The organism is Oceanobacillus sp. FSL W7-1304 (assembly GCF_037969805.1).
In the GTDB taxonomy this organism is placed as follows: domain Bacteria; phylum Bacillota; class Bacilli; order Bacillales; family Amphibacillaceae; genus Oceanobacillus; species Oceanobacillus profundus.
Window position 1 is genome coordinate 1,457,509 of the sequence record NZ_CP150211.1, and the last position, 25,363, is coordinate 1,482,871.

A 25,363-nucleotide genomic window follows, 5' to 3' on the forward strand; every position below is an offset into this window, starting at 1 on the left:
AGCGTTCTTAAGCGGATCCCTTCATTAAATCCTTTTAGTTGACAGAAAAGTAACAATCGTAAAGCTGATCAAAATGCCACCAAAGAAATATAATGCTCCAAGCCATTGCTCATGAACTGGATCAAAAGGCAGAAGTGAGGTAAAGAATTCAGGAGGAACATCTGTTAAATCAGGTAAGCAAAGAGCAAGTGCAGACATGAACAAGTTAATATCCGAATAAATCGCATACAGTCCAGTCTTTGCAAAGAATAAAATCATACTAAATGGGGCTAGCAATACGATATTCACGAATGAATACTTCCACTTTTGTCCACGGGACAACTGATTTGATGAAAGAAGCGGAATCCAGAGCAATACAGCTGAAAGAAAAAGTGCAAGTAAAAAGAAATAATTTAAATAAAGATCAAGTCTTGCGAAATTAAAAATGAATGGAATGTGATAACTGTAAAAAACGACTTGAAATAAAACTGTAGCTACAATAGGCTGCGTAAGCATTACAATTACTTTCTTAATGCCTCCAATTGATTTCATCCGCTTTAATATTTCCGTTTTAAATCCTGCAATGAGAAGCGGTGGAGCAATAAGCAGTAATAAAACCAACTGCAAGCTATGCGTGCTAAACTTAATTCTACCCGTAACATTTAATGGACTAGCACTAGCAATAAAAATAACAATTAGTCCTACTACAAAAGCAAGCGACTTCCACCATCTATGTTTCTTTGAAGTAGGCAAAAGAAAAAAATAAATAATTGCTGCAAACATTGTAAATAAAAAGATTCCACCATTCCACAACGTAGAAAAATGAAATTCATCCAGAATAATATCAAGCATCCATAACCCCACCTTTCTCGTTCGCCCTACCCTAAATTATAAAGTAGATGATAGCTAACAAGTCAGGAGAGTTATAACAATCTAATGACACTATTTTAGGTTCTCTATTTCCATTAATCCGTAATCCCATGTGTTACCGCATAGATCGCAAGCTGCGTTCGGTCACGTAAACCTGCTTTCTGCAAAATCAAGGTCAAATGATTCTTAACTGTACCAATCGAAAGATATAGTTCATCCGCAATTTCCTTATTTGTTCTTCCTTCACCGACGAGTTTTGTAATCGCAAGTTCTCTCTCTGAAAAATTAATATCAAGCTTCGGTTTTTCACTTGTCTGCAATAGCCGCGGCATTACCTTTGCTGCCACTTCATCATGAATCGTTAATCCACCACTCATACAGCTGTGTACAGCATCGATTAATTTTGCGGGGTCAGAGGTTTTTAATAAAAAACCATTTGCTCCTTCTCTTAGGGCCTGCACCGCATATTCATCATCATTAAACGTTGTTAAAATTAAAATCTTCACATCTGGCCAACGTTTTTTTATAATTCGCGTTGCTTCAATTCCATTCATTACAGGCATCCGCACATCCATCAAAATAAAATCGATTAAATGCTTTTCCATTATTCTTACTGCCTGCTGTCCATTTTCTGCTTGATGTGATACGTTGAACCTTTCTTCTTGTTCTAAAATAACCTTTAACCCTTGACGAACAATCGTCTGGTCCTCAACTAATAAAATATTCCACATCATACCCCTCCTAACCTGGGATCACACCCGATACGATAAAATGCTTTTCCGTTTGATACACTGTTAGCTTTCCCTCAACTTCTTCCACTCGATTTTTCATACTTGAAAGTCCAAATCCAAACTGAAATGGTTTTGGCTCAAAGACAGCATTCCTAATTTCAAATGATATATCTTCTGTTGCTGTTTTTCCGAGCGTAATTTTTACTTCTCTTGACTGGACATGTCTCATTGCATTCGTTAAAGCTTCTTGGATAACACGGTATAGAACGACACTTTTTTCATTCGAAAGCGGAATCGATAATACCCCTTGTCTCATCGTAAATTGAACTAAAATATGGCTTTCTGCCTCTAATTTTCGAATTAGATGAACAACAGTTGCAATCCCTTCGTTTTCTTCTGATTTTAATGCTTTAACAGCATGCCTTGTTTCGTCTAGACTTTCCTTCGCCATCTGTTTAAGCTCGTTAAAGCTATTATCTTTTTTTTCAATGCTGAGCATTTCTAATTTCATAATTAATGCCGTTAACCGATGCCCAACAGAGTCATGAATATCTCGGGCAATTTTAGTCCGTTCCTCTAGTCGCGCATGGCCTTCTGCCTTCAGGTTCATACGTTTCAATTTACGATATTCTCCCAATAATTGATCATAAATTTCCCATTGCTCATTCCGCTCCAAAATAAGGCGATTTAATAAAAACAGCAGCATGGAGAATAGGAGATATACGAGTGCAAAGCGCACATCAAACATATCAAGCTTAAAAATGGGGATGGCCGATACGACAATCGTAAATAATAGATACAAGATCAATTCCCTTCGCTTTAAACGAACCGCTGCATCTGCTAAACAATAACCGTACAATACAATCGTGAGCATCACCGTATCGACATAAAGAAAGCTATGTATTCCAATTATAAAAGAGAGACAGATAAATAAGAAAAACAATCCATTATGAAGAGACATCAAAAAGTATAATGCAAGTGCTAAGGCAAAGAGTCCTATACTATATGCAGTATTAATACTATCGAACAAAATCATCATAATCCATATCAGGCCAAACAGTACAAAACGCAGCCAAAAAATGTCCATTAAGCAAGTCTACCTTCTGTCATGCTGCAAGCTTTCCACAAATGTTTTGAGCACTTGAACTGTTTGTACACAGTCACTTAAAGACGACCATTCAGCAGGATTATGACTAATTCCATTTTTACTTTGTGTAAAAATCATGGCTACAGGTATTTTTTCGCCTAGGATCATTGCATCATGACCTGCCCCACTTGGTAATTTATAGGGTGAAATTCCATGCTCCAATAACGCTTGTTCTAAAACTTGTTGAATATCTTCTGCAATCGGAACCGGATGAACACGGACTTTTTCTTCATGGTTCACTTGAATATGATACGTATCTGCAATTTCCTTACTTAGTGATAGAACACAATTTACTAGCTCATCACGTGTTTCTTTGTATATATCCCGAATGTCAACATAGAGGGTTACTTTTCCAGGAATAACGTTTACCCCGTTTGGTTCAACCTGTAGTTTACCTATGGTAGCCACTGCAGAATCATTTATTTGTCTTGGCAATTTATTGACTTTCATCACAAATTCACTTGCAGCAACTAACGCATCCCTCCGGTCATCCATTGGTGTATTGCCTGCATGCCCTGCATCTCCATCAAAGGTAAATTCAAGCCAGCATGGGCCCGCAATCCCTGTAACAATTCCACATGGAAGCTCTTCCTTTTCTAATCGTTTTCCTTGTTCTATATGTACTTCCACAAACAACTCGATTTCATCTAATTGCCGACCCGCTTCTGCATAACCTTGAACAGATAATCCTACATCCTGTAAAACCTCTGCAAAGCTTCTTCCTTCTTCATCCTGCAGTTCTATTTTCTCCTCTACATTCGATTTCCCAATCAATGCTTCACTACCATTTAATCCATTGTTAAATCGGGAGCCTTCTTCATCTGTAAAAATAGCAACCTCAAATGGCTTTCTTGGGCGATAGTCAATTTCCTTCCAAGCTTCTACCACTTCAAGCGCAGCTAAAACACCAAGCGGTCCATCAAAATGACCACCATTTGGAACACTATCAACATGAGATCCACTCATGATAGCTGGCAGATGATCTTCCTCACCAGTTAATCTGCCAAACACATTTCCAGCTCCATCCTCCAAAACTGAAAGTCCAGCCTTTAGCATCCATGTTTTGATTAATTCCTTCGCTTGCTTTTCTGCTAAAGAAAAACCTGGGCGGTTGGAACCATTATCGGCGGTTAGGCCAATTTTTGACAGTTCACTTAAACGATGTGCGATTCGTTCACCCGATATTCCATGCCCTTCATAGCTTTTATCATATTGCTCAAGCAATTGTTCCTGTAATGATAGATTTTTAGTCAACGTTTAACATCTCCTTTTTCTTTTACAACATATCAGAAAAACATTCATTTGAAAATTCACAAACAACTTGTAGTTTAAACTTTACGAAAGCTAATCATCCAATTTGCGCCGGTCTCAATATGGTACGCTTTAGCGAAGGAACCTTGATTAATAGCTACCCCTAATTTATCTAATGAATTCACAAACACAATCGGCTCGCCTAATCGACTATCTGCAAACGAACGCCCAAATCGCATCATATTTTTATATATATGTCGTGTATTGTTTTGAATGGATACTTCTAATGTATCACCATATTGAATTCCTGCTTCGATAAAAAGTTCACGATTAATATTCGTCCATAGGTTACCAAAACGAACATCAAGAATATCAATATTTCCTTTAATTGTATCATCCTTAATTCTAGCTTTTGTCCTTGGTAATTCAATTATTTCGTGGGCAGCAACACTCGGACCAACCTCTTCAAAGGAAATAACACCTGCAGCGAGCCTTGCTCCAGTATATGCATATACATCTCGCCCATGGAACGTATAGGATTCTCCAGAGTTCGGGAGCCGGTTTATTTTTTCATCAATTACTCGTGCTTCTGAGATTCCAATGCTATGTTTTATATGGGTTAGGGTTCCATTATTCGGGGTTACAATATATTGACCTTCCTTCGTTTTTACAACAACACTCATCCGATCTGTTCCGACTCCTGGATCGACAACGGAAATAAACACAGTCTCCTTTGGCCAATAACTAATCGTTTGGTACAAACGATAGGATGCTTCCCATATATTGTATTGCGGAATATCATGTGTCAGATCAAAAATACGAATAGCTGGATCAACGGATATAGCTACTCCATTCATTGCACTTACTGCCCCGTCACTTACTCCAAAATCTGTTTGCAACACTAAATTTTTGCTCATTCTCTGACCCTCCATTTTATCGTTTATACGCTTAATTATTCACTTTTTTAATAGAAAACTTGTCATTCGTTAAAGGGATTCTTGGAAAAAGTTCGTTGCTTTCTTAGAATTCCTTATATTTTGGATTGCAAGCTTTTAAGCGAGTTCCTAAGTGCATTATACTTTCCTATTTGCGCATTAAAAAACCACGTCATTACCGAATAAACGGTAAGGACGTGGTTGAATGAACGTGGTACCACCTTACTTCACCGTATGCTCACACATACAGCCTCATCAAGTACGAAAAGCTAAACCGCTCTTTATACTGTGGTATGGATAACGAGTACCAAATCTCGCCGGAACCTACTTCTATAACAATAGTTTCAGCTACGAAACTCCGAGGCCATTGTTCAGATTTCTTTTTTTGCTCCTTCTCAGCTGCTGGAGCTCTCTTTGAAAAAATGGAAATCTTACTTTTCCCCATCAACGTTTTTTAATTTATTACGAAATTAAATTCATTATACGGATAATTTTTTAATAAATCAAGCGATTATAAAAAAACAACCATTGAAAGCTTATTCCAATTGCCTTATATTGTCCTTAACAAGACCTAGATGATAAACATTCACTTCTACTATGTACTCATAAATAGCTGTTAATTTCTAGGAAATTGTTATCATTTTTAAATAATTTAAACTTTTTATAATATTTGTATAGTATAATCTAATAGATAGGTCTTGCAGAGTATGCTTAGGCAGAAGCAGTAAAAAAGTTCAACTTTTTTACATGGTGGCTTAAACCCTAACGAAAGGGGTTGAAGCCTGTGATACCAATTGACAAAGTGCTTGAGTTAATGTTCGCATTTGCTACGCTCGTCTTGTTAATTGTGAACAGCCATGAAAAAAAGTAATCATCCTGACGATTCAATCGCTCAGGATAATTGCTTTTTTTCGTACCCTAGTCAGGGCCACCTCTACCTTGTAAGAAACCGTCCGAGTCGTAAGTCCCCCCTTACGACTCGATTCACCTAAACTTCTCTTTAAGACCCATTATCAATCTTATTACGAAGTGTACTTAGATATGATTTAAAATTTCACTCCAAGACACTACTTTTCCTTCAAACGATTTCGTATACCTTCCCGGGATAGGGCTCGTGGACGGTAATTTTATAATACGAATCGCTCCAAGATCTTCTGAATTAAAATTTCTCTTAAATGTATTATATGACTTGGTTCCATTACATGCAATTAAACGTATCGTTGGATACTTGTCTAACAGCCCAATAATATCATTTGGATTCTCATCCATTATATTCGAATCCAAGCTTCCTTCTCGATAACAGGAACCAATCGAATCCCATAATGCAATTCCCCGTTCTTTTACGAATGCTACTTTTTTTTCATATTCCTCTATAGGTTCAACCTTAAACAATTTAAATAGAATTGGCCAAAAGTGGTTTCGGGCATTTCCGTAGTATTCGCCTTTTTCTAATGAAATTTTCCCCGGCATGGAACCAAGAATAAGAACTTTAGGCTCCTTTGGTATTATCGGTGGAAAAGAATTTAGTCTTTTTGTCATTACACCCACTCCAGTATCACTATACCAAGTATAACCTACTTCTATGATCTACTGCACATTTTAGAAATCCCAGTAGATCATTTCTTTTCTATTTCTTCATGATTCGTTGTTGTTTCCGTTTGTTTACTTCTTTTTTTCATTTTTTCCATTATGACAGCTTTACCTTCCATTATTTTATTAAATGGAACCTTCTTTATCCATTTCCACGTATCCAAAAATAAAAACCACCAAACGACGAAATAAACATGTACTAAAATAATGAACACAGACAACGTATCTCTTGTTTTAAACTGTTCCAGTATATATTGAAATTCGTTCAGTCCCTCTGACCTTCCGATACTGTATACAAATCCAACAAGGGGAGCAAGGAGCGAAAATATGATTGTTATGGCAGCTAACGGACTATATACTTGCCTTACCCAGTTTATAACGCCACTAATTAATGTTAGGATTAAAAAGATATAATAACACACCCAAAACCAAGTTGGTAAAGTTTCCATCAGACACACTCCCGTTTCTTTCTATATGTATACAATTCGACATAAGCTTTAAAAAACCTGCAATTACAATACTTTTTACCTAGTCACACATTCATTTTATAAAAATTAAAAAAAGTTATTCAAATTAAATTGATGTCTGATATGATTATTGTAATTATTGTTTATTAATTGGAGTGATTTGGTTGAAAGCTATTTTAATTGGGATTTTGGCTGCAATGTTTTTTTCCGTTACCTTTATACTTAATCGTGCCATGGAGTTAGATGGCGGCAGCTGGGTTTGGAGTGCTACCCTTCGATTTTTCTTTATGCTGCCTATTCTAATTTTAATTGTAGGGTATCAACGAAATATCAAGCCTGTAATCAAACATATGATAGCTAAGCCAGTTCCTTGGCTTATGTGGAGTACTGTCGGTTTCGGATTATTTTATGCTCCCCTTACTTTTGCAACTATTTATGGGCCCGGCTGGCTTGTGGCAGCGACATTCCAGCTGACGATAATTGCTGGTTCTTTACTCGTGCCATTTTTAAACAACAAAATAAAGCAAAAAATCCCGATCCAGAGTATTTTTATATCCCTTATTATTTTAGCTGGTGTATTCATTATGCAATTCGAACATGCTTCTTCTGTACCTTTGATAAGTGTTTTGCTTTGCGTTATTCCCTTAATCATTTCGGCATTTGCGTATCCACTTGGCAACCGTAAAATGATGCAAGTTGTAAACGGAGAATTAAACACCTTTCAGCGAATTCTCGGTATGACACTTGCTTCCTTGCCTTTTTGGATTGTTCTTTCGATTTATGGATTTACAGCACATGGATTACCAAATTCAAGTCAGATAATCCAAACATTTGTTGTAGCGATATCTTCTGGAATTATTGCGACTGCTTTATTTTTCTACGCTACGGAAATAGTTCAGCAGGATAATCAAAAAATGGCTGGAGTTGAAGCTACTCAATCAGGTGAGGTTGTCTTTGCACTAATCGGTGAAATCATTATTCTAAGTGCCCCATTACCAAGTATTGTTTCTTTTATAGGAATAGGGTTTGTAATCATTGGAATGATCCTGCACAGTATCGTCTCTGCGCTTGGAAATCGCAAAAGTCTTGAAGTTATTAAAAAATCTGGCATTCGTCAAAACCCTTAGACGAATGCCAGATTTGTTACTATGCAGATATTCTTTTACTATCTTTAGAAGGGCTTGTCCCTTTGATGAAAAAGGATAGTATTAGAGCGACTAATGATAATACAGTCGCAACATAAAAGGAAACATTCACACCGTGAATCATTTCCATTGGGAGTGCCTTTTCTCCTGTACGAAGGGCAGAAGCAGTCATGATTGTCACTAAAATTGCAGTCCCTACTGACGCTGCTACCTGTCTCATCGTATTCGTCATTGCTGAGCCATGCGGAATCAGACGAGTCGGTAATTGGTTGAGCCCAGCCGTTGTCGCAGGCATCATTATCATCGATATTCCCAGCATTCGTATTGCAAACACAACCGTAAGATAAGATAACGTCGTTTCTTCAGTTAACCTTGTATATAAAAAAGATGTAACGCTTAACAAGGTTAAACCAATAATCAGCAGATACCTCGCACCAACTTTATCAAAAATCCTCCCATTAATCGGCGACATAAATCCCATTAATAAAGCTCCAGGCAATATCATAAGCCCTGATTCCAAGGCTGAAAATCCAGCCATGTTTTGCATGTAGATTGGCAAAATCGTCTCCGATGCAATCAGTCCAATAAAAGCAATCATTCCGATAATGGTTGTCAATGTAAAAATTTTATTTTTAAAAATCCGGAACTCAAGAATAGGTTGCTTCAGCTTGAATTGTCGCAGAATAAAGCCAGTAAGTGTAATAGTTCCAATGACAAGACTACTAACAACTGCTATACTCGTCCAACCATAGCTCCCAGCACTACTAAAACCATAAAGTAATCCTCCAAAACCTAAGGTTGATAGAATAATAGAAAGGATATCTACTTTTGGGAAGGTTCGTTTCGTTACATTTTTCATAACAAAATATGCGATTACGATATTTATAACCGAAAGGGGCAGCACCAAATAGAATAAAGCACGCCATGGATAATGCTCGACCAACCAACCTGAAATTACTGGTCCAAGTGCAGGTGCAAATCCAATTACCAGTCCTACTGTCCCCATCGCTGTACCACGTTTTTCAATTGGAAAGATTAGCAGAAATATTGTCATCATCAAAGGCATCATAATACCAGCACCGGCAGCCTGTATGATACGCCCTATCATTAAGAGCATGAAGGTTGGAGCAATGGCGCATATCAATGTCCCCACGGCAAATGTGATCATTGCGGTTAAAAATAGCCTGCGAGTTGTAAATGTTTCAATTAAAAAAGCTGTGATTGGAATCATAATTCCATTCACTAGCATAAATATCGTTGTCAGCCACTGTGCGGTGTTCTCTGTTAAATTCAAATCATGCATAATATGGGGAATCGCCGTCGCCAATAATGTTTGATTTAAAATTGCCAAAAACGCTCCGGTTATTAGTATAGCAACAATAGGAAATTTATTCAGCTTGTCTATATTTTCGATGTTATTATTCTTCAGACGCCACACTCCCCTTACTTCGTATCTCGAATCATTTTCTATCGTTTATAATGAATTATATGGGAGTATGAGGACAATGTCTATTATTGAAACTGAGGGAGACGAACATGGGCGGGTTTTCCAAATGTTCATTTACCAATTTGAAAGCATTTATTACTTTGTCGCTTTTTTATGCCAAAACAGCTATCTCTTTGTATTTGCAAGAGATAGCGATGTAATGTGCAATTATGGTTGGAGTATTGTCAATTGAATTTCCGTAGCTTGAGTTGTCAACTTGATTTTCTCCTCTGACTAAAATATTTCTAGGTAGATTTTCATCGTTTTGGTTTCTAATCAACCGTGTAAGCTTTTCTCTCAGCTGGTTCTGCTTGTTTTTCCGTTTCATTCGACCAAGACAGCCTTTCCATCGGTTGATTCTTCTTATCCTTTTCCTATTTGTCAGAGTAAAATCCGAAGAACGAGTTCAAGGTGACTCACAGGGCCCCGAGAGCGACTGCCTAAAACTATCCCGGACCCGGCGAAACAATTCAAACTTAGCAAATAGATATTAGTTAGAAGTCTATATAAAAACGCATAAACTTTAGTATCTATGCGTTTTGTATAATAAGGCAACATGAATTAAGCACATGCATGTTACGAAGCTTTTTGTTCTTTTAAAACGGTACGTGTTTTTCTTGTTGGCAGCATATGGAATACAATATTTAGTGCGATTGCTGTTACACTACCAGCAACAATTCCGTTACTCGTTAAAATTTGAATACTAGATGGTAATTGAGCGAACAATTCCGGAACAACTGTAACACCAAGCCCCATTCCAACTGAACAAGCAATAATCATTGAATTTTCCGGAGAATCCGATATAACACTGCTTAGCATTTTTATGCCCTGGGAAATAACCATTCCGAACATCGCTACCATTGCCCCACCTAAGACTGCAGTTGGGATTATCGTTGTCAATGCTGCAATTTTAGGCACAAACCCTAAAGCAATTAACATACCTCCGGCAACAAAGATGACTTTTCTCGTTTTTACACCAGTCATTTGAATCAGCCCAACGTTTTGAGAAAAGGCGGTATATTGAAATGCGTTAAAAACTCCACCGAGGAAGATAGCAATTCCTTCTGCCCGATATCCTTTTGAAAGATCTTTTTCCGTTAGCTTTCTTTCAGTAATATCTCCTAATGCAAAATAAACACCAGTCGATTCAACTAGAGATACGATAGCAACTAGAATCATCGTTAAAATTGCAGACCATTCAAATGTCGGTGTGCCAAAGTAAAACGGTTCTACCATGTGGAAATAGGAAGCTTCCGCTACTGCTGAAAAATTTACTTTTCCCATAAACATAGCAACAGCTGTACCGACAATTAGACCAATAAGAATAGAAATTGATCTTAAAAAACCAGTCGCAAAACGATACAATAAAATAATAAATAATAACGTTCCAAAACCTAAAGAAATATTGGCAATCGATCCAAAGTCACTTGCACCTTGGCCACCACCCAAATTATTAATAGCGACAGGAATTAATGTGATACCAATTATCGTAACCACTGTACCCGTCACAACTGGTGGGAAAAAACGTACCAGACTACCAAAGAATCCGCTGATTAACACAACGACAATACCTGTCACAATAATTGCTCCATAGATAGCTGAGATGCCATATTGTCCACCGATTGCAATCATTGGTCCAACCGCTGTGAATGTACAGCCAAGAACTACGGGAAGTCCAATTCCAAAGAAACGGTTATTAACGACCTGTAAAATCGTAGCAACCCCACACATTAAAATATCAATTGCAACAAGATATGTTAGCTGTTCTGACGTTAGCCCTAGAGCATCTCCGACAATAAGCGGAACTAATATTGCACCAGCATACATTGCTAGAACGTGTTGAAATCCTAATGCTGCAGTTTTCATTTCGGAACTGCCTCCTTCTCAAAGGTTGCCTTCCCATTTTCCAGAGACGAGATAATTGCTAACGACTCTACACGAATACCACGCTCGCGAATTTGCTTCCCGCCTTCTTGAAATCCTTTTTCAATGACAATTCCAACTCCTGCAAGCTTTGCACCTGACTGCTCCACAATCTCAAGCAGACCTGAAACCGCCTGTCCATTTGCAAGGAAATCATCGATAATTAAGACAACATCGTTCTCTGAAATATAGTCTTTAGACACTGAAATTTTGTTTGTTTCTTTTTTCGTGAATGAATATACTTGTGCTGAATATAATTCATTTATCAAGGTCAATGACTTGCGCTTTCTAGCGAAGATAACCGGTACCCCGAGTGCTAGACCTGCCATTGTTGCCGGTGCAATCCCAGAGGATTCGAGTGTTAGAATTTTTGTAATCCCACTATCACGAAATCGAGCTGCATATTCTTCCCCAATTGCCTGCATTAGCTTGGGATCGATTTGATGGTTTAAGAATGAATCCACCTTCAAAACTGTATCGGATAATACATTTCCTTCATCTCTTATTTTTTGCTCCAATAAATCCATTTTTTGTCCTCCTAACAATTTAAAAAAGCCCGGAAGCCTGCTTTCTACCATAACTATGATAAAAGCAAACCTCGAGCTTTCGAATTCGAAATAGAACAAAATGGACTCACACAAATAAGAGTTCCCAATTTGTTACGTTACTTTTCATAGTCGGTTTATTTACGGTAAACCGGTAGAAACTTACAGGCCATATTCCTGTTATTATATGAAAAAACATATTCAATTTGTAAATGCTACTAATAGCACCACTACTAGATTGTTATAAGTATAGCATGTGAGTCGCTTATTACAAGTCAAATTAAAAAATAAAACCATTCGCACAATTTAGAGATATTTTTAAATCATGTTGCCCCCATGTAAAACAATTCTATTTTTCCCACTCTAAAAATTCAATACGATTTCCAAACGGATCGGATAGATAAAAACGATTTGCACTCGGCAGTTTATAATCAACTATGAAATCCACTTGATTTTCATTTAAATATTCTTTTAGTTTTTCAATATTTTTGACTAAGATTGCTGGATGTGCCTTCTGCGCAGGAACAAATGGCTTTTCAATACCAATATGGATATTTATCGTCCCAGCCTGAAACCAAACCCCACCATTCGCTTTCAACAATTCCGGTTTTTCTACCTCTCTAAAACCTAATATTTTCACATAAAAGATACGTGCTTCTTCTTCGCTGCCAGGAGGTGCAGCTAATTGAACATGATCAATCGTTTCATAATGAAAAGTCATCGGTTTTCACCTCGGTTTATTAGTAATTCTATCTTATCCTTTTTTATCAGCTTAGAATAATACCGATTTTTAATCAATTTGTTAAAGCTAACCTTATCACACAACCAAAAGACCGACTACCATTGCGGAAGTCGGTCTATAATATTCTATGTATACAGGCCACAATTGCCGTATTTTGTAATAAAAAGTTTTAAACCACCACTTCGCAAAGTGGGTGTTCGCAGAAACCTTCCTGTCTTCCGCTTCTTTGGCGGCGCGACATTCCAATTTCGATGTAAAACTCCCTATACATTCATTAGAGGTTAAAACTTAATTAAATACGAACATTGTAGCTTGTATTTATATATTACATCTTCTCACGAAAAAATTCAATGGTAAGAACTTACCATTTTATGCAAGTTGTAAATTAACTTATATCTTTGTATTTTTCTTCTTTGCACGCTGCTCCAGCTGTGATTTCGGCTCCTGATCAGCTATGTCTTCTGAATATCCTTGTGGATTCAAACTTGAATTAACGCGTTTCTTACTCCAATTTTCATTTTTATTTGCCATTTGAAACACCTCCAAGATTTAGTGTTTCAAATTCGTTTCATTGTATACGAACAATTTGGCTAATCCTTTATTGTGCTGCCAATCCTTCATATTTATCTCTCAAGGAACGCTTCAGCACTTTCCCACTAGGATTTTTCGGTAGTTCGTCCGTAATCTCAACATACTTCGGAACTTTGTATTTCGCCAATTTGTCTGTACAAAATTGAATTACCCTTTCTTTTGTTACTTCTGCTCCTTCTTTTGGAACAACAATCGCTGTCACCGCTTCAATCCAATAAGCGTCCGGTATACTAATTACAGCGACCTCTGAAACCCCTTCTAACTGATAAATGATTTCCTCAATTTCTCTGGAAGAAACATTCACTCCACCAGTATTTATCATGTCTTTTTTGCGATCTACAATTGTAATATAGCCTTCCTCATCCATTACACCTAGATCACCACTATGAAACCAGCCGTTTCGAAATGCCTCTGCCGTTTTTTCTGGTTCGTGTAGATAACCTTTCATGGCATGCGGTGTACGGTGGACAATTTCTCCCACCTCGCCGCGCGGTACCTCCTTATCTGCTTCATCTACAATTTTCGTCTGGACATTTAATGTCGCTTTGCCTGCTGAACCCAACTTCCGTAACTGATCTTCTGGTTGAAGTGCGGTGGCAAGCGGCGCAACTTCTGTCTGACCATAAAAGTTCCAAAACTTTGCGCTTGGTAAACGTACCGAGAGCTCCTTTAAAATTTCCATTGGCATTATGGCTGCACCGTAATAGCACTTTTCAAGGGAGCTTAAATCACGCGTATCAAAATCTGGATGGCGTAATAATCCAATCCATACAGTTGGGGGACAAAATAGCTGTGTTGCTTTTTCTTCCTCAATTGTCCTTAAAATTAATTCCGGGCTTGCTGATCCTAGAATAATCCCACTAGATCCTAGGTAAACGCTCGGCCCCAAAAAAACATGCAGTTGTGCACTATGATATAACGGCAATGCATGGATTGCGATATCTTCCGTCCCCATTTTACCATCTACAATACTGCTGAGGTATTCACTAATAAGGCTTTTATGTGTAAGCATGACTCCTTTAGGCCTTGATTCCGTTCCACTTGTATATAAAACTTGCACGAGATCATCATCAAGAATATCTGCATCCATTAATTGAGTGGACATCCCTTCTTGTGCTTGGGATAATGGCTTCCATCCTTTATTTTCATCATTATAAGGAAGGGTTATATCCATCAGATAACGGTATTTAATATTCTGTTTGCCAACAGATTGATCGAGTAAGCCTGCGTATTCCTCTGAAGCAATAAAACCATTAACATCAGCATGCTCTACAATATACTGCACATCTTCCCGATTAAGCATATAGTTGATTGGAATCATAACCGCTCCAATTCGTGCAAGCGCATAATTTACTACAACAAAATCAAGGCTGTTTTTAGACATGACCGTAATCATATCTCCCTTTTTCATGCCATCTGCTAAAAATGCATGTGCTGTCTGATTAACAATGTTATCAAGCTCTTCATAGGTTAACCGTTTGTTTTGATAAGCGAATGCAAATTTAGTCGGGGTTCTTTCTCTCGTACGAGCTAATAAATCTCCTAATGTGTTTCTTCTTGCTCTTTGCAGCAATTTATCCAAATCAGTTTGTACATTTGTATTGGTATTCATCCTACCACTCCCTCAATGGTATCATGATGGCAAGCCTGTTGAATATTCTATCTATTATTTTAATTCAGTTAATTAAAGATAGCAAGTTGCAGTACTCATTCAAGTATATTTATTCGTAAGCATAAAAAAATGCTAGAACAATCATTGCAGATATTCTAGCATTTTTAATTTACTTTAAATATAGTCTTGTACTTCCTTTTACACGTTTCATTTTTGGCGGATAATAGCCACGGTCATAAATTTTTCCATTTGTCATGCTGCACTTTTCTAAAAAACGGTCAAGAGAGTTTGTTTTGGTATCCCGTAATGCTTGAATCATCACTTGCGCAGCGACTCTAGCGTCTTCTAGTGCGTGGTGATGTTCAAACTGAAGGTTATGATAGTTCGCAAGTGTGTTTAATTTATGGTTCTCCAATTCCGGCCAAAGCTTTTTAGCGATATTTACGGTACAAAGGTAGTCCATGTCAGGATATGAGAGCTTGTAATAATCAAGTGTATTGCGAATCACACTCATATCAAAGCTTGCATTATGTGCGATTGTTAGGTGGTCGTTTAAGTAATTCCGCAATGTCGGCCAAACCTCTGCAAATGTAGGAGCATCAGCAACATCATGCTCAGTAATCCCATGAATATACGTATTGAATGATTTAAATTCCATTAATGGATTGATAAGGCTGTAGAATTCATCTATTATGCCATGCTCATTGGCTACTACTAAACCAACCGCACAAGGACTAAAACGTTTTTCATTAGCAGTTTCAAAGTCTATTGCTACAAACTCCATAGCTGTCCCCTTTCGTATTGCATACTCAAATCTCCATAATATCCCAATTGGTAACAATCCCAACTAGTCCTCCACTGGAGCTTCCTTCCTTTGTAATCAATAATGCTTCCAATCGATTGCCTTTTCCAATTTGCTCCTTAAAAATTTCCTTTGCTTCATATACAGATGTCTCCTTTGATATGAATCTAAAGTTATCCCTTTTTTCACATTCCAAGACCTCTACTAATCTTGCATCTAATAGAGAGGTTAATCGATTTTCGATACCTTTCGAAAACCATTTTTTAATTCCTTTATGCGTAATTAACCCCTGAAACACATTACCACTGTATACTGGAAACTTCGTAATCCCTTGCTTATTAACGACTTCTAGTACATTCGATAATGGCTCGGTTTCTTGAAAGCATACGACCTTACGAATAAAAAGCGGGTCTACTTTTCTAGGCTTTAAAAGTTCAATTTCAATTGCTTCTATCCGTTCTACAACGGAATCATGTGGCTCTGCAATAGTATACATGAGATCCGTCTTGTTATGTACAATAGCATTTCGTAACTCAGCAAATTCAAGCAGGTCATCTTGAAACTGTTTTATCAACGCATTTGATTTACCCAGGACTTTAACAGCTCTTGAAAACCCCATTTCTTTCTTAATAAGCAAAGCTTTTAAGCCCTTTTCGATTCGATTGAACGCCGTCAAAAAACGATCTGAGTTTCGATGCACGACAGTTTCATTTTGTTTTAGTATCGGATTGTTAACACGATTCACTTTCCGCCCTCCTTATTCTTTTTCTCTCTTCTACATACCAGTGATTTCGTACACTCAAATATTACGACTGGTTAATGCTGAAAATAAACTTTCTCATTATCATAAAATCGGTGTATCTTATCCATAGACTCTAAGTATATTAGTCTTGTTAAAGTCGCCATAAATGGGCTAACAAAGTGACTAAATTTTAGGCTGCCATAAATTTTTTCACACACTTCGGCTGCTGTCAAAGTCTCTGCTTTCACAATGCTTTCAACCTCATTTAACCGACGCTCATGTCCTTGAATCAATGTTTGTACACGTTCACTCAAGCGATGGATATTCTCACCATGCCCTGGTAAGGCTAATGCTGTCGGATAATGCTGCATCCGCTCAACGGATGCAAAATAATCGTTTAATGGATTGAATTCCTCCCCTGTCCACAAACCGATTACAGGAGAAATCTTATTTAAAATATGGTCGCCAATTAGCATTAGCTTCCTGTCTTTTTGATAAAAGCAATAGTGATCCGGAGCATGACCCGGTGTCCAAACAACCTCAAAACACTGATTCCCTAACAGGATGGTATCAGTTTCATCAAAGAATCCATCTGGTTCAAATTCATAGATAAAGGAATCATTACCTATTCTGCCAGGCAAATTCGGCCCACCATGCATATGAAGCAAATCAGCAAGATTTTCTTTAATTCTCTTCTTATCACGATGTTTCAGCATTTCCTTATACCCGAGTTTCGATGTGTAAACGGGAACTCCCTTTTTCTCCTGAAACCATCTCGCTAGACCAATATGGTCCTGATGTGTATGTGTTAAAACAACCTTTTTCACTTCAACACCAGTATCAAATAGCGCTTCCCAAGTCGCAATTGCTTCCTCTGAATAAATCCCTGTATCAATAACGGTATAGCCATTCTCTCCTTTGACAAGATAGCTATTTACCTCTTGCATTCCTCCTGGAAAACGAACGACTAGCTTTTCTATACCCTCACTTACATTAACTAACAAAATATCATCCCCATTGTACAAAGCTCTTTCTATACTATTAATTTTAGCGTTGATCAGTTAGATTGCAAGAATCTCTAACTTTTGCAATTTTTTTCACGCTACATGTAATATTCTTAATTTTAATGGTTGACATTCAGAATCGTATGGAGTATTCTAATTATTAATTTCATACAAAAAACTTTCTTATCCAGAGAGGTGGAGGGACTGGCCCTATGATACCTCGGCAACAGACTTTTTAAGTACTGTGCCAATTCCAGAAGCAATGATTGCTTGAAGATAAGAAGAGATATTAGACGATACGGTGCCTAACCTCTTCTTATTTTTAAGAAGAGGTTTTTTCTTTTCTTTAAAGAAGTTTTAAAAAACTACTGGAGGGGATTAAATGGCAACGGTTCAAGCAGGAACAGAATTGCAACAGGCAATTGCATTACTGAAAAAGAAAAATTGGGTAGACCTCACGCACGCATTCGGGCCAAACTCACCACATTTCGCAGCATTTGACGATGCCGAATTCAAAACACTTTTCACACATGATGATGGCTTTTTCGCACAACGATTTACCTTTCCTGGACAATACGGCACACACATTGATGCACCAATTCATTTTGTACAGGATCAACGTTATCTTGAAGAGCTTGAATTAAAGGAACTTGTTTTACCGCTTGTGGTGATCGATAAGTCAAAGGAAGCTTTAGAAAATAATGACTTCACCTTATCGAAAGAAGATATTCTAGCATTTGAAGCAATAAATGGTGAGATTGAAGCAGGTACATTTGTAGCGTTACGAACCGACTGGAGTAAACGTTGGCCAGATAAAACTGCTTTTGAAAATAAGGACGAAGCTGGTAATAGTCACTTGCCTGGATGGGGAATTGACGCATTGCGATTTTTATTTGAAGAAAGAAACGTAAATGCTGTCGGTCATGAAACATTTGATACAGATTCCTCCATCGATGTCCGAAAGAATGGCTCACTCATTGGCGAGTATTATGTGCTGGAGCAAGATACATACCAAATCGAGCTTCTAACCAATTTAGATAAAGTACCAACAAAAGGTGCTTATATCTTTAATATCGTTGCCAAACCAGAAAAAGCAACTGGATTCCCAGTAAGATCTTTTGCAATATTACCTTAATAAAAATATGGAGGGATTTTCATGACGAAAACATTAATTAAAGCACCATTTAAAGCAGATCACGTAGGAAGTTTATTACGACCGGAAAGGGTTCATAAAGCGAGAAAGGATTTTAAAGAAGGAGCTATTCCGGCAAGTGAGCTTCGTACGATTGAGACAGAGGAAATTAAGCGAGTGGTTGATAAACAAATTGAAGTTGGCCTTCAGGCTGTAACCGATGGGGAGTTTCGCAGAAGATTTTGGCATACAGATTTCTTAGAGCATTTTATTGGTATTGAAGGCTATGTACCAGATCATGGATTTAAATTTGTGGACGTGGAAACGGAAAAATACGACGTGCGCAATGTTGGAAAAATAGCATTTAACCCAGACCATCCATTCATCAAAGATTTTATTGAGTTTAAAGAAATTGTTGGTGACAGGGCTGTCGCAAAACAAACGATTCCAAGTCCAAATCAGTTATTCAATGCTGGGATTCGGAATGCAGATGTCTATCCAGACATTGAGGAATATGCACATGATATTATCGTCGCTTACCGTGATGCGATAAAAGCATTTTACGATGCTGGCTGTCGTTACCTGCAATTAGATGATGTCTATATTGCAGGATTGAGCTCTGATACGATTCCATTTAATGATAGTAAATTAACAAGAGAATATTTAATCGATTTAGCGCTTCGTGTTGCTAATGGAGTGCTAGAAGATAAACCAGAGGATTTAGTTGTAACAACACATCTATGTCGCGGAAACTATCAATCTACCTGGGCGTTTGAAGGAAGCTACGCAAAAATTGCGCCAACATTATTCGCAAAAGAAAAAGTAGATGGCTTTTTCTTAGAATATGATGATGACCGTTCTGGAACCTTTGAGCCATTGAAGTATATCCCAGAGGGCGGTGCACAAGTAGTCATTGGCGCTGTAACATCTAAATTTGGTGAGCTTGAAGATAAAGAGGCATTGAAAGCACGCATTCAGGAAGCTGCTAACTATGTACCGTTGGAGCAAATAGCTTTAAGTCCGCAGTGTGGATTCGCGTCAACCCATCATGGTAACAAGCTAACAGAGGAAGAACAATGGAATAAACTGAAATTTATCGTAGACATTTCAAAAGAGATTTGGGGATAATTTTCCTACCTACTATTAAAATAAAAGAAAGAAGGAATAGATCATGACACAAACGCTAGTAAAAGCGCCATTCAAAGCAGATCACGTAGGAAGTTTATTACGTCCAGAGAACCTACATCAGGCAAGAGAAGATTTTAAAACAGGCAAAATCACTGCAGCAGAATTACGTGAAGTCGAAACAAAGGAAATCAAACGTATTGTTGATAAACAGATTGAAGTCGGATTAGAAGCAGTAACCGACGGTGAATTCCGTCGCAGCTGGTGGCATCTTGATTTTCTTGAGCATTTAAATGGGATTGAAGGCTACAACACCGAAAAAGGCTATCAATTCGATGGCGTAGAAACAGACCGATATCATGTGCGTAACACCGGGAAAATTTCCTTTAATGCCGATCATCCGTTTATTAAGGACTTTATTGAATTTAAGGAAATTGTTGGTGACCGTGCGGTTCCGAAACAAACGATTCCAAGTCCAAACCAGCTATTTGAAGTTGGGATACGAAACCCAGAAATTTATCCAGATATTGAGGAATATGCCAACGATATTACACAAGCATACCGAGATGCTGTAAAAGCATTCTATGATGCTGGTGTGCGTTACTTACAACTAGACGATGTGTACATTGCTGGACTTTCATCTTCTGACTTTAAATTAATCGATACTGGCGGCTATTCAAGAGAGCAATTAATCGATTTAGCAGTTCGTATTGTAAATGGTGTACTCGAAGACAAACCAGAGGATTTAATTGTAACAACACATCTATGTCGCGGAAACTATCGTTCTAGCTGGGCATTCCAAGGCAGTTATGCTGAAGTTGCTCCGATTCTTTTTGCGAAAGAGAAAGTGGACGGCTTTTTCCTTGAATATGACGATGAGCGTTCTGGAACCTTCGAACCGTTGAAACATGTTCCAAAAGGTGGAGCACAAGTTGTTATTGGCGCGATTACATCAAAATTTGGTGAGCTAGAAGATAAAGAAGTGATCAAAAAGCGAATTGAAGCTGCATCACGATTTGTGCCATTAGAGCAAATTGCTTTAAGCCCACAGTGTGGATTTGCTTCCACGCATCACGGGAATAAGCTAACAGAGGATGAGCAATGGACAAAATTGAAATATATTGTTGAGTTATCGAAAGAGATTTGGAAATAATCATGTAGACTTGGCATCGCCCAAACTTGGTGAATACCAAGTTTTCTAAAAAAACGAACAGCATGCAATTGCTGTTCGTTTTTCTCATTTATGATTGTGCTTTTCTTAATCTAACCCAAGATATAATAACCGCAATAATTAAAACAAAGCCTAAATATCCGGTAATTGGATAAACGGTCCCTACAAGTGTCGTAAAGCCAATAAAGCTTACACCAAAAGCTAGTAAACCTATGATAACAACGGCTCCTTTAAACGTTCTCGTATTCTGCGGCACAAGTCGTGCAGTAAAAGCATAAAGCATACCTACTGCTGTGTTGAAAATCATCCCTAATAAAGCAATTGCCATTAAGATACCAACAATTGGCGATACCTCTGTCGCCAGTACTAATGTAGGCATATCTGCTTCTTGAATAGACCCGATATTCATAAATAAACTCAAATTAATTAGAAATAGTAATAACCCAAGTCCGATTCCACCAAGAATTCCACCCCAGCCAGCAGTTTTTCTATCCTTCATCGTGCCGCCAATGACGGCCAGCATAGCAAATCCTGCTGCAAGATTATACGAAACATAGAGCAATGCTCCTATAATAAAGTTAGGGGCTGAAGCAGGCTGCGCTTCTGCCAATGCATTTAACTGACTAAAGCTTGCATCACTCGTAAATAAAGAATATCCTGTAATAATAAATATTAATACCAATAAATAAGGCGTTATACTACTAATTACCGCAATAACTTTATTTACATTCAAACAAAGTGTAACAATGACAGCTACAGTCATGATTAAGTTCCCAACAAGTGGAGGAATACCGAATTGTTGTTCAAATATCGATCCGCTACCTGCAATCATGACAACTGCAACACCAAACAGAAAGAATGTAATTAATAGATCGATTGCAAAGCCAAAATATCTTCCACATATTTTATAAATTACTTCACGATGTGATGCTGTTTGATAATAAGTTCCTAACTGAAGCACATGCATTCCTAGAAATGCAAAGAGTAACCCTGCGATGATGGTTCCAATTACACTATAGATTCCAAAGCTTGTAAAAAACTGCATGACTTCCTGACCAGAAGCAAACCCTGCTCCCACAATTAATCCAACATAAGCTCCAGCAACCTGAAGACTCTTTTTCATATGTAAATCCCCTTCAATATATCATAATATTATGAATTTTTATCTTGTAAAAGAGGAGAGCTTACAATGCGCTCCTCTATATAACACCGTATTTTATTAAAAATGATAGACTCTTGCCCATTCCGTAAATTCATCCATCGCTTTCTCGTCGATATCATAACCAATTCCAGGCTGATCTGGAACATTTATCAGTCCATTCTCTACAACTACTTCCGGCTTAATAATGTCTCTTTCCCAATATCTTGATGAACCAGCTGTATCTCCTGGTAACACGAATTGTGCTAATGTTGTTAATGCAACATTATGCGCCCTGCCTACACCAGCTTCAAGCATTCCACCGCACCAAACGTCGATACCTTTATCCATACAAAAATCATGAATTCGTTTCGCTTCGGTTAATCCACCGACTCGTCCAATTTTTATGTTAATAATTTTACAGCTGCCAAGCTCGTAGGCTTTTCTCGTATCTTCAAGTGAATGGATACTCTCATCTAAACATATTGGTGTTTTCATAACCGCTTGAAGCTTCGCATGGTCTACAATATCATCATGCTCCAATGGCTGTTCAATCATCATTAAATTGAGATCATCTAACTTTTGTAAATGTTCAATATCATCAATCGTATACGCTGAATTTGCATCTGCCATAATTGGTGTATCCGGAAAATGCTTGCGAACCTCACGAAGTACCTCTACATCCCAACCCGGCTTAATTTTTATTTTTATTCGTTTGTAGCCGGCATCAACAAAGTGTTGAATCGTTTGAATTAAATCATCTACTGTAGGTTGGATTCCAATACTGATTCCAACATCAATTTGTTTTCTTTCTCCACCTAGAGCTGCACCTAAGGTGAGTTTTTCTCGTTTTGCATACAGATCCCAAACCGCTCCCTCTAATGCAGACTTTGCCATATTATTACGCTTAATTGGATGGAATAAATCAGATACTTGTTCCGGATGGCTAATTTGATTATCTTTTAAAATCGGAATAAGAAAGTCTTCCATGACATGCAAGTTGGTTTTTACCGTTTCTTCACTGTACCAAGGACTTGAAAATGCAACAGACTCCCCATACCCGCGATTTCCGTCTTCATCAATGAGCTCTGTAATAAAAAATTCCTTATCCTGAAAGGTACCAAAGCTTGTTGTAAAAGGATCTTTTAAACGCATATTCAATTTATGTATTTTTAACTGTTTTATAGGTATTGTCATTGTATATCCTCCTGTTTAAATTCATAACTTTTCATCGTACAGGCAGAAAAGCTTTACCTCTTCTACCTGCTTTAATACTTACTGTTTGCGAAAAACATAATAATTATAGTCTTCAGCATAATGAATAAAGTCGGAAGCTTGATAGCCATGTTGGAAGAGTCTTCGAAAGAGCTCTTGCGTTGTCAATCTCCACTCTTTTGCAAGATTAAAGTTTTCCTCTTTCAGACTTTGAAAATTTGCTGGAATTGCAACCAGCCACATATCCCATTCCATACTATCATTAGCATGATAATTGTCTGTTAGAACAGGCTTACGCTCAGAGTCCATTTGTAATAATATATTTACTGCATCAACTGATATGGTTTCCTTCTCTTCGCAGGTTTGACTGATATCCCATATAATTTGAAAACGATCAGATGGCAGGCCTTGGCTAAACTCATCGCCTAGTTCACCGTAGTGATTTTCTTTAAAATAAACTCCTTTGGCACCAAGCTTATGCAAGTTTAAATAGGCGTTTACACTTTCCAATGGATCGAATGTCCATGTTATTACTTCATAGCCCATTTCCCTTGCCAATACTGCTTGCTTCAGTTTTAGCTTTCTTCCGATTCCATCTTTCCTATACGCTGGAAGTATTCCCATCATATGAGAGCATAGGTAAGCATTTTTCCCATCAAATCCTGCAAAGCTATATAGAAAACCAATTAGCTTTTCGGAATCATAGGCGCCTAAAATAATGCCGCCATTCGTTAATGCTGTATATGTTTGATGCAACGGGATCGCCGACATATGCCAAACTGTTTCTTCTAACTTCTGAACTTCTCTTAATTCATCCAGCGTCGTTAATTTCCTAATTTCGAGTTTACCTTTTACCACAAGAATGACTCCTTCTACTATAATGATTCCATTGTTTTATATAAGGCGCATGTTATAATTTCAACTGCTTTTGGAATAGCGTTATGATTAAAGGTCATCTCAGGATGATGCAAACCTGGCACCAAATCGCAGCCAACTGCCAGCATTGTTGCTTTTAAAGCTGGGCGTTTAATCGTATAGAAATGAAAATCATCGCCACCTGTTGTTGTAATAACCGGGGATAAATTCTCATCTCCCGCACATTCAACTATTGCCTGTCTCATAAAAGATATTGCATCCTGATCAAGCACCGCAGCGGCCACATTTGCACCAACTGACAAGTCAATTTCCACGTCATGAAGCTGTGCTAGCGATGAAGCAATGCGATAAATTTTTTCTGTGATTTCTTCCATCACCTCATTATTCTGAGCCCTAACATCAATTGAAAAACTAGCATTTCCGGGAATTATGTTTGAGCTTTTTCCACCTGCATGAAATGCAGTCATTTTAGCAGAGTGAGGAATCATTGGATTCACATGAATGCTATTTATTGCTTGAAAAAATTCCGTACCAACCTGAATGGCATTTGCATTTAAATGTGGTCTTGCTCCGTGTGCATCATGCCCTTTTATATGGCCTTGGATAAACTTAGCTGCACCGTGCTCAATAGCCGGAGCAAATTGTCCATATCCCAACTCCTCTATCGGTCTCAAATGCATTCCATACAAATAATCCACATCGTCAACAATACCCTTGTCCACAAAAGCTAACGCACCATTGCCTTTCTCCTCTGCCGGTTGAAAAATAAACCGAAACGTTCCTTTAAACTGTTTCTTTTCTTCTAAGATTGTAAGGAGAGCACCAATGACAATCGTCATATGGGCATCATGTCCGCAAGAGTGGTTTGCTTGGAATGTCCCGTTCACTTCCTGCCATAAGGCATCAATATCTGCTCTGAGGGCAATAACAGGACTGCCACTACCTATATCAATTACTAATCCCGTCGAATCTTCAAAACGTTTAATCGTGCAGTTTTTCCCTTGAAACAACCGTTCAATATAATCCGTAGTCTTCCTTTCTTCCCAGCTAATCTCTGGATGTTCGTGTAAATGATTAAATATATCCTCTAATAATGGATTTATTTTTTTCAATGTTGCGTTCATTTTAATTAACTCCCATCTAA

Annotated in this window: 25 protein-coding genes, 1 other RNA gene, 2 riboswitches and 1 other annotated feature; of the genes, 4 read left to right on the forward strand and 22 right to left on the reverse strand. The window is 37.8% G+C overall.

Going from position 1 to position 25,363, the window contains the following annotated elements; all coding sequences use genetic code 11:
• Positions 1 to 24 precede the first annotated feature (24 nt).
• The 7 genes from NYE61_RS07225 to NYE61_RS07255 form a co-directional block, all read right to left on the reverse strand.
• Positions 25 to 831 (reverse strand): cytochrome c oxidase assembly protein, encoded by an 807-nt coding sequence (locus NYE61_RS07225; RefSeq protein WP_303448588.1) that lies wholly within the window; start codon positions 829 to 831, stop codon positions 25 to 27.
• 113 nt (positions 832 to 944) lie between these two features.
• Positions 945 to 1,580: a response regulator transcription factor gene (locus NYE61_RS07230; RefSeq protein ID WP_095309851.1), complete on the reverse strand. Its 636-nt coding sequence runs from the start codon at positions 1,578 to 1,580 to the stop codon at positions 945 to 947.
• Between the two features lie 10 nt (positions 1,581 to 1,590).
• Positions 1,591 to 2,667 carry a sensor histidine kinase gene (locus tag NYE61_RS07235; protein ID WP_339317215.1) on the reverse strand — a complete coding sequence of 359 codons (1,077 nt, stop codon included), beginning with the start codon at positions 2,665 to 2,667 and terminating at the stop codon, positions 1,591 to 1,593.
• A gap of 9 nt (positions 2,668 to 2,676) precedes the next feature.
• Positions 2,677 to 3,981, reverse strand: coding sequence for a M20 family metallo-hydrolase (locus NYE61_RS07240; protein WP_339317217.1), 1,305 nt, complete (start codon positions 3,979 to 3,981; stop codon positions 2,677 to 2,679).
• 74 nt (positions 3,982 to 4,055) lie between these two features.
• Positions 4,056 to 4,895, reverse strand: coding sequence for an S-adenosyl-l-methionine hydroxide adenosyltransferase family protein (locus NYE61_RS07245; RefSeq protein WP_339317219.1), 840 nt, complete (start codon positions 4,893 to 4,895; stop codon positions 4,056 to 4,058).
• A 206-nt stretch (positions 4,896 to 5,101) separates the two neighbouring features.
• Positions 5,102 to 5,370 (reverse strand) — a binding site (T-box leader).
• A gap of 578 nt (positions 5,371 to 5,948) precedes the next feature.
• Positions 5,949 to 6,452, reverse strand: coding sequence for a DNA-deoxyinosine glycosylase (locus NYE61_RS07250; RefSeq protein ID WP_303448594.1), 504 nt, complete (start codon positions 6,450 to 6,452; stop codon positions 5,949 to 5,951).
• A gap of 77 nt (positions 6,453 to 6,529) precedes the next feature.
• Entirely contained in the window at positions 6,530 to 6,952 is a 423-nt protein-coding gene (locus NYE61_RS07255) for a hypothetical protein (protein ID WP_251660585.1), read from the reverse strand.
• 182 nt (positions 6,953 to 7,134) lie between these two features.
• Between NYE61_RS07255 and NYE61_RS07260 the strand changes: the two genes are divergently transcribed.
• Entirely contained in the window at positions 7,135 to 8,097 is a 963-nt protein-coding gene (locus NYE61_RS07260; RefSeq protein WP_303448597.1) for a multidrug resistance efflux transporter family protein, read from the forward strand.
• A 19-nt stretch (positions 8,098 to 8,116) separates the two neighbouring features.
• On the opposite strand, the gene NYE61_RS07265 is transcribed toward NYE61_RS07260, so the two are convergent.
• The 11 genes from NYE61_RS07265 to NYE61_RS07315 form a co-directional block, all read right to left on the reverse strand.
• The gene (locus NYE61_RS07265; protein ID WP_303448695.1) at positions 8,117 to 9,544 is read right to left on the reverse strand and encodes a DHA2 family efflux MFS transporter permease subunit; all 1,428 of its coding nucleotides are present in this window, start codon (positions 9,542 to 9,544) and stop codon (positions 8,117 to 8,119) included.
• Between the two features lie 169 nt (positions 9,545 to 9,713).
• A complete protein-coding gene (locus NYE61_RS07270) occupies positions 9,714 to 9,929 on the reverse strand; it encodes a hypothetical protein (RefSeq protein ID WP_339317223.1) in 216 nt (71 codons plus the stop codon).
• Between the two features lie 248 nt (positions 9,930 to 10,177).
• Positions 10,178 to 11,467: a nucleobase:cation symporter-2 family protein gene (locus NYE61_RS07275; RefSeq protein WP_118888647.1), complete on the reverse strand. Its 1,290-nt coding sequence runs from the start codon at positions 11,465 to 11,467 to the stop codon at positions 10,178 to 10,180.
• Complete coding sequence (locus NYE61_RS07280; RefSeq protein WP_303448600.1) at positions 11,464 to 12,051, reverse strand: xanthine phosphoribosyltransferase; 588 nt, start codon at positions 12,049 to 12,051, stop codon at positions 11,464 to 11,466. Before NYE61_RS07280 ends, NYE61_RS07275 begins: the two co-directional genes overlap by 4 nt.
• A 127-nt stretch (positions 12,052 to 12,178) precedes the next feature.
• Positions 12,179 to 12,280: riboswitch (purine riboswitch) on the reverse strand.
• Between the two features lie 138 nt (positions 12,281 to 12,418).
• Positions 12,419 to 12,790 carry a VOC family protein gene (locus NYE61_RS07285; RefSeq protein ID WP_118888645.1) on the reverse strand — a complete coding sequence of 124 codons (372 nt, stop codon included), beginning with the start codon at positions 12,788 to 12,790 and terminating at the stop codon, positions 12,419 to 12,421.
• 152 nt (positions 12,791 to 12,942) lie between these two features.
• Positions 12,943 to 13,128, reverse strand: a non-coding RNA gene (gene ssrS / locus NYE61_RS07290) — 6S RNA.
• Between the two features lie 73 nt (positions 13,129 to 13,201).
• Positions 13,202 to 13,342: a small, acid-soluble spore protein L gene (sspL, locus tag NYE61_RS07295; protein WP_095309871.1), complete on the reverse strand. Its 141-nt coding sequence runs from the start codon at positions 13,340 to 13,342 to the stop codon at positions 13,202 to 13,204.
• 67 nt (positions 13,343 to 13,409) lie between these two features.
• Positions 13,410 to 15,014, reverse strand: a complete 1,605-nt coding sequence (locus tag NYE61_RS07300; RefSeq protein WP_251660572.1) for an acyl-CoA synthetase — start codon at positions 15,012 to 15,014, stop codon at positions 13,410 to 13,412.
• A gap of 169 nt (positions 15,015 to 15,183) precedes the next feature.
• Positions 15,184 to 15,861, reverse strand: a complete 678-nt coding sequence (locus tag NYE61_RS07305; protein WP_303448605.1) for a 3'-5' exonuclease — start codon at positions 15,859 to 15,861, stop codon at positions 15,184 to 15,186.
• Positions 15,824 to 16,561 carry a CBS domain-containing protein gene (locus tag NYE61_RS07310; RefSeq protein WP_303448608.1) on the reverse strand — a complete coding sequence of 246 codons (738 nt, stop codon included), beginning with the start codon at positions 16,559 to 16,561 and terminating at the stop codon, positions 15,824 to 15,826. The genes NYE61_RS07305 and NYE61_RS07310 overlap by 38 nt, the downstream gene beginning before the upstream one ends.
• Positions 16,562 to 16,632: 71 nt before the next feature.
• Positions 16,633 to 17,562, reverse strand: a complete 930-nt coding sequence (locus tag NYE61_RS07315; protein WP_303448611.1) for an MBL fold metallo-hydrolase — start codon at positions 17,560 to 17,562, stop codon at positions 16,633 to 16,635.
• 180 nt (positions 17,563 to 17,742) lie between these two features.
• Positions 17,743 to 17,845, forward strand: a riboswitch (SAM riboswitch).
• A gap of 99 nt (positions 17,846 to 17,944) precedes the next feature.
• Here NYE61_RS07315 and NYE61_RS07320 point away from each other — a divergent pair.
• From NYE61_RS07320 to NYE61_RS07330, 3 genes are read left to right on the forward strand one after another with little or no spacing between them, the layout of a single operon-like run.
• Complete coding sequence (locus tag NYE61_RS07320) at positions 17,945 to 18,697, forward strand: cyclase family protein (RefSeq protein WP_303448613.1); 753 nt, start codon at positions 17,945 to 17,947, stop codon at positions 18,695 to 18,697.
• 21 nt (positions 18,698 to 18,718) lie between these two features.
• Positions 18,719 to 19,822, forward strand: a complete 1,104-nt coding sequence (locus NYE61_RS07325; protein ID WP_303448616.1) for a 5-methyltetrahydropteroyltriglutamate--homocysteine S-methyltransferase — start codon at positions 18,719 to 18,721, stop codon at positions 19,820 to 19,822.
• Positions 19,823 to 19,865: 43 nt separating this feature from the next.
• Positions 19,866 to 20,972 carry a 5-methyltetrahydropteroyltriglutamate--homocysteine S-methyltransferase gene (locus NYE61_RS07330; protein ID WP_118888641.1) on the forward strand — a complete coding sequence of 369 codons (1,107 nt, stop codon included), beginning with the start codon at positions 19,866 to 19,868 and terminating at the stop codon, positions 20,970 to 20,972.
• A gap of 88 nt (positions 20,973 to 21,060) precedes the next feature.
• Here the strand turns inward: NYE61_RS07330 and NYE61_RS07335 are convergent, their stop codons facing one another.
• The 4 genes from NYE61_RS07335 to NYE61_RS07350 all read right to left on the reverse strand — a co-directional run bounded on the left by NYE61_RS07335 (position 21,061) and on the right by NYE61_RS07350 (position 25,343).
• On the reverse strand, positions 21,061 to 22,113 hold the full coding sequence (locus tag NYE61_RS07335) for a hypothetical protein (RefSeq protein ID WP_303448620.1): 1,053 nt from the start codon (positions 22,111 to 22,113) through the stop codon (positions 21,061 to 21,063).
• A 96-nt stretch (positions 22,114 to 22,209) separates the two neighbouring features.
• Complete coding sequence (menC, locus tag NYE61_RS07340) at positions 22,210 to 23,325, reverse strand: o-succinylbenzoate synthase (RefSeq protein ID WP_303448621.1); 1,116 nt, start codon at positions 23,323 to 23,325, stop codon at positions 22,210 to 22,212.
• A 78-nt stretch (positions 23,326 to 23,403) separates the two neighbouring features.
• The gene (locus tag NYE61_RS07345) at positions 23,404 to 24,201 is read right to left on the reverse strand and encodes a GNAT family N-acetyltransferase (RefSeq protein ID WP_303448623.1); all 798 of its coding nucleotides are present in this window, start codon (positions 24,199 to 24,201) and stop codon (positions 23,404 to 23,406) included.
• Positions 24,202 to 24,218: 17 nt separating this feature from the next.
• Positions 24,219 to 25,343: a M20 peptidase aminoacylase family protein gene (locus NYE61_RS07350; protein WP_303448626.1), complete on the reverse strand. Its 1,125-nt coding sequence runs from the start codon at positions 25,341 to 25,343 to the stop codon at positions 24,219 to 24,221.
• Positions 25,344 to 25,363 lie beyond the last annotated feature (20 nt).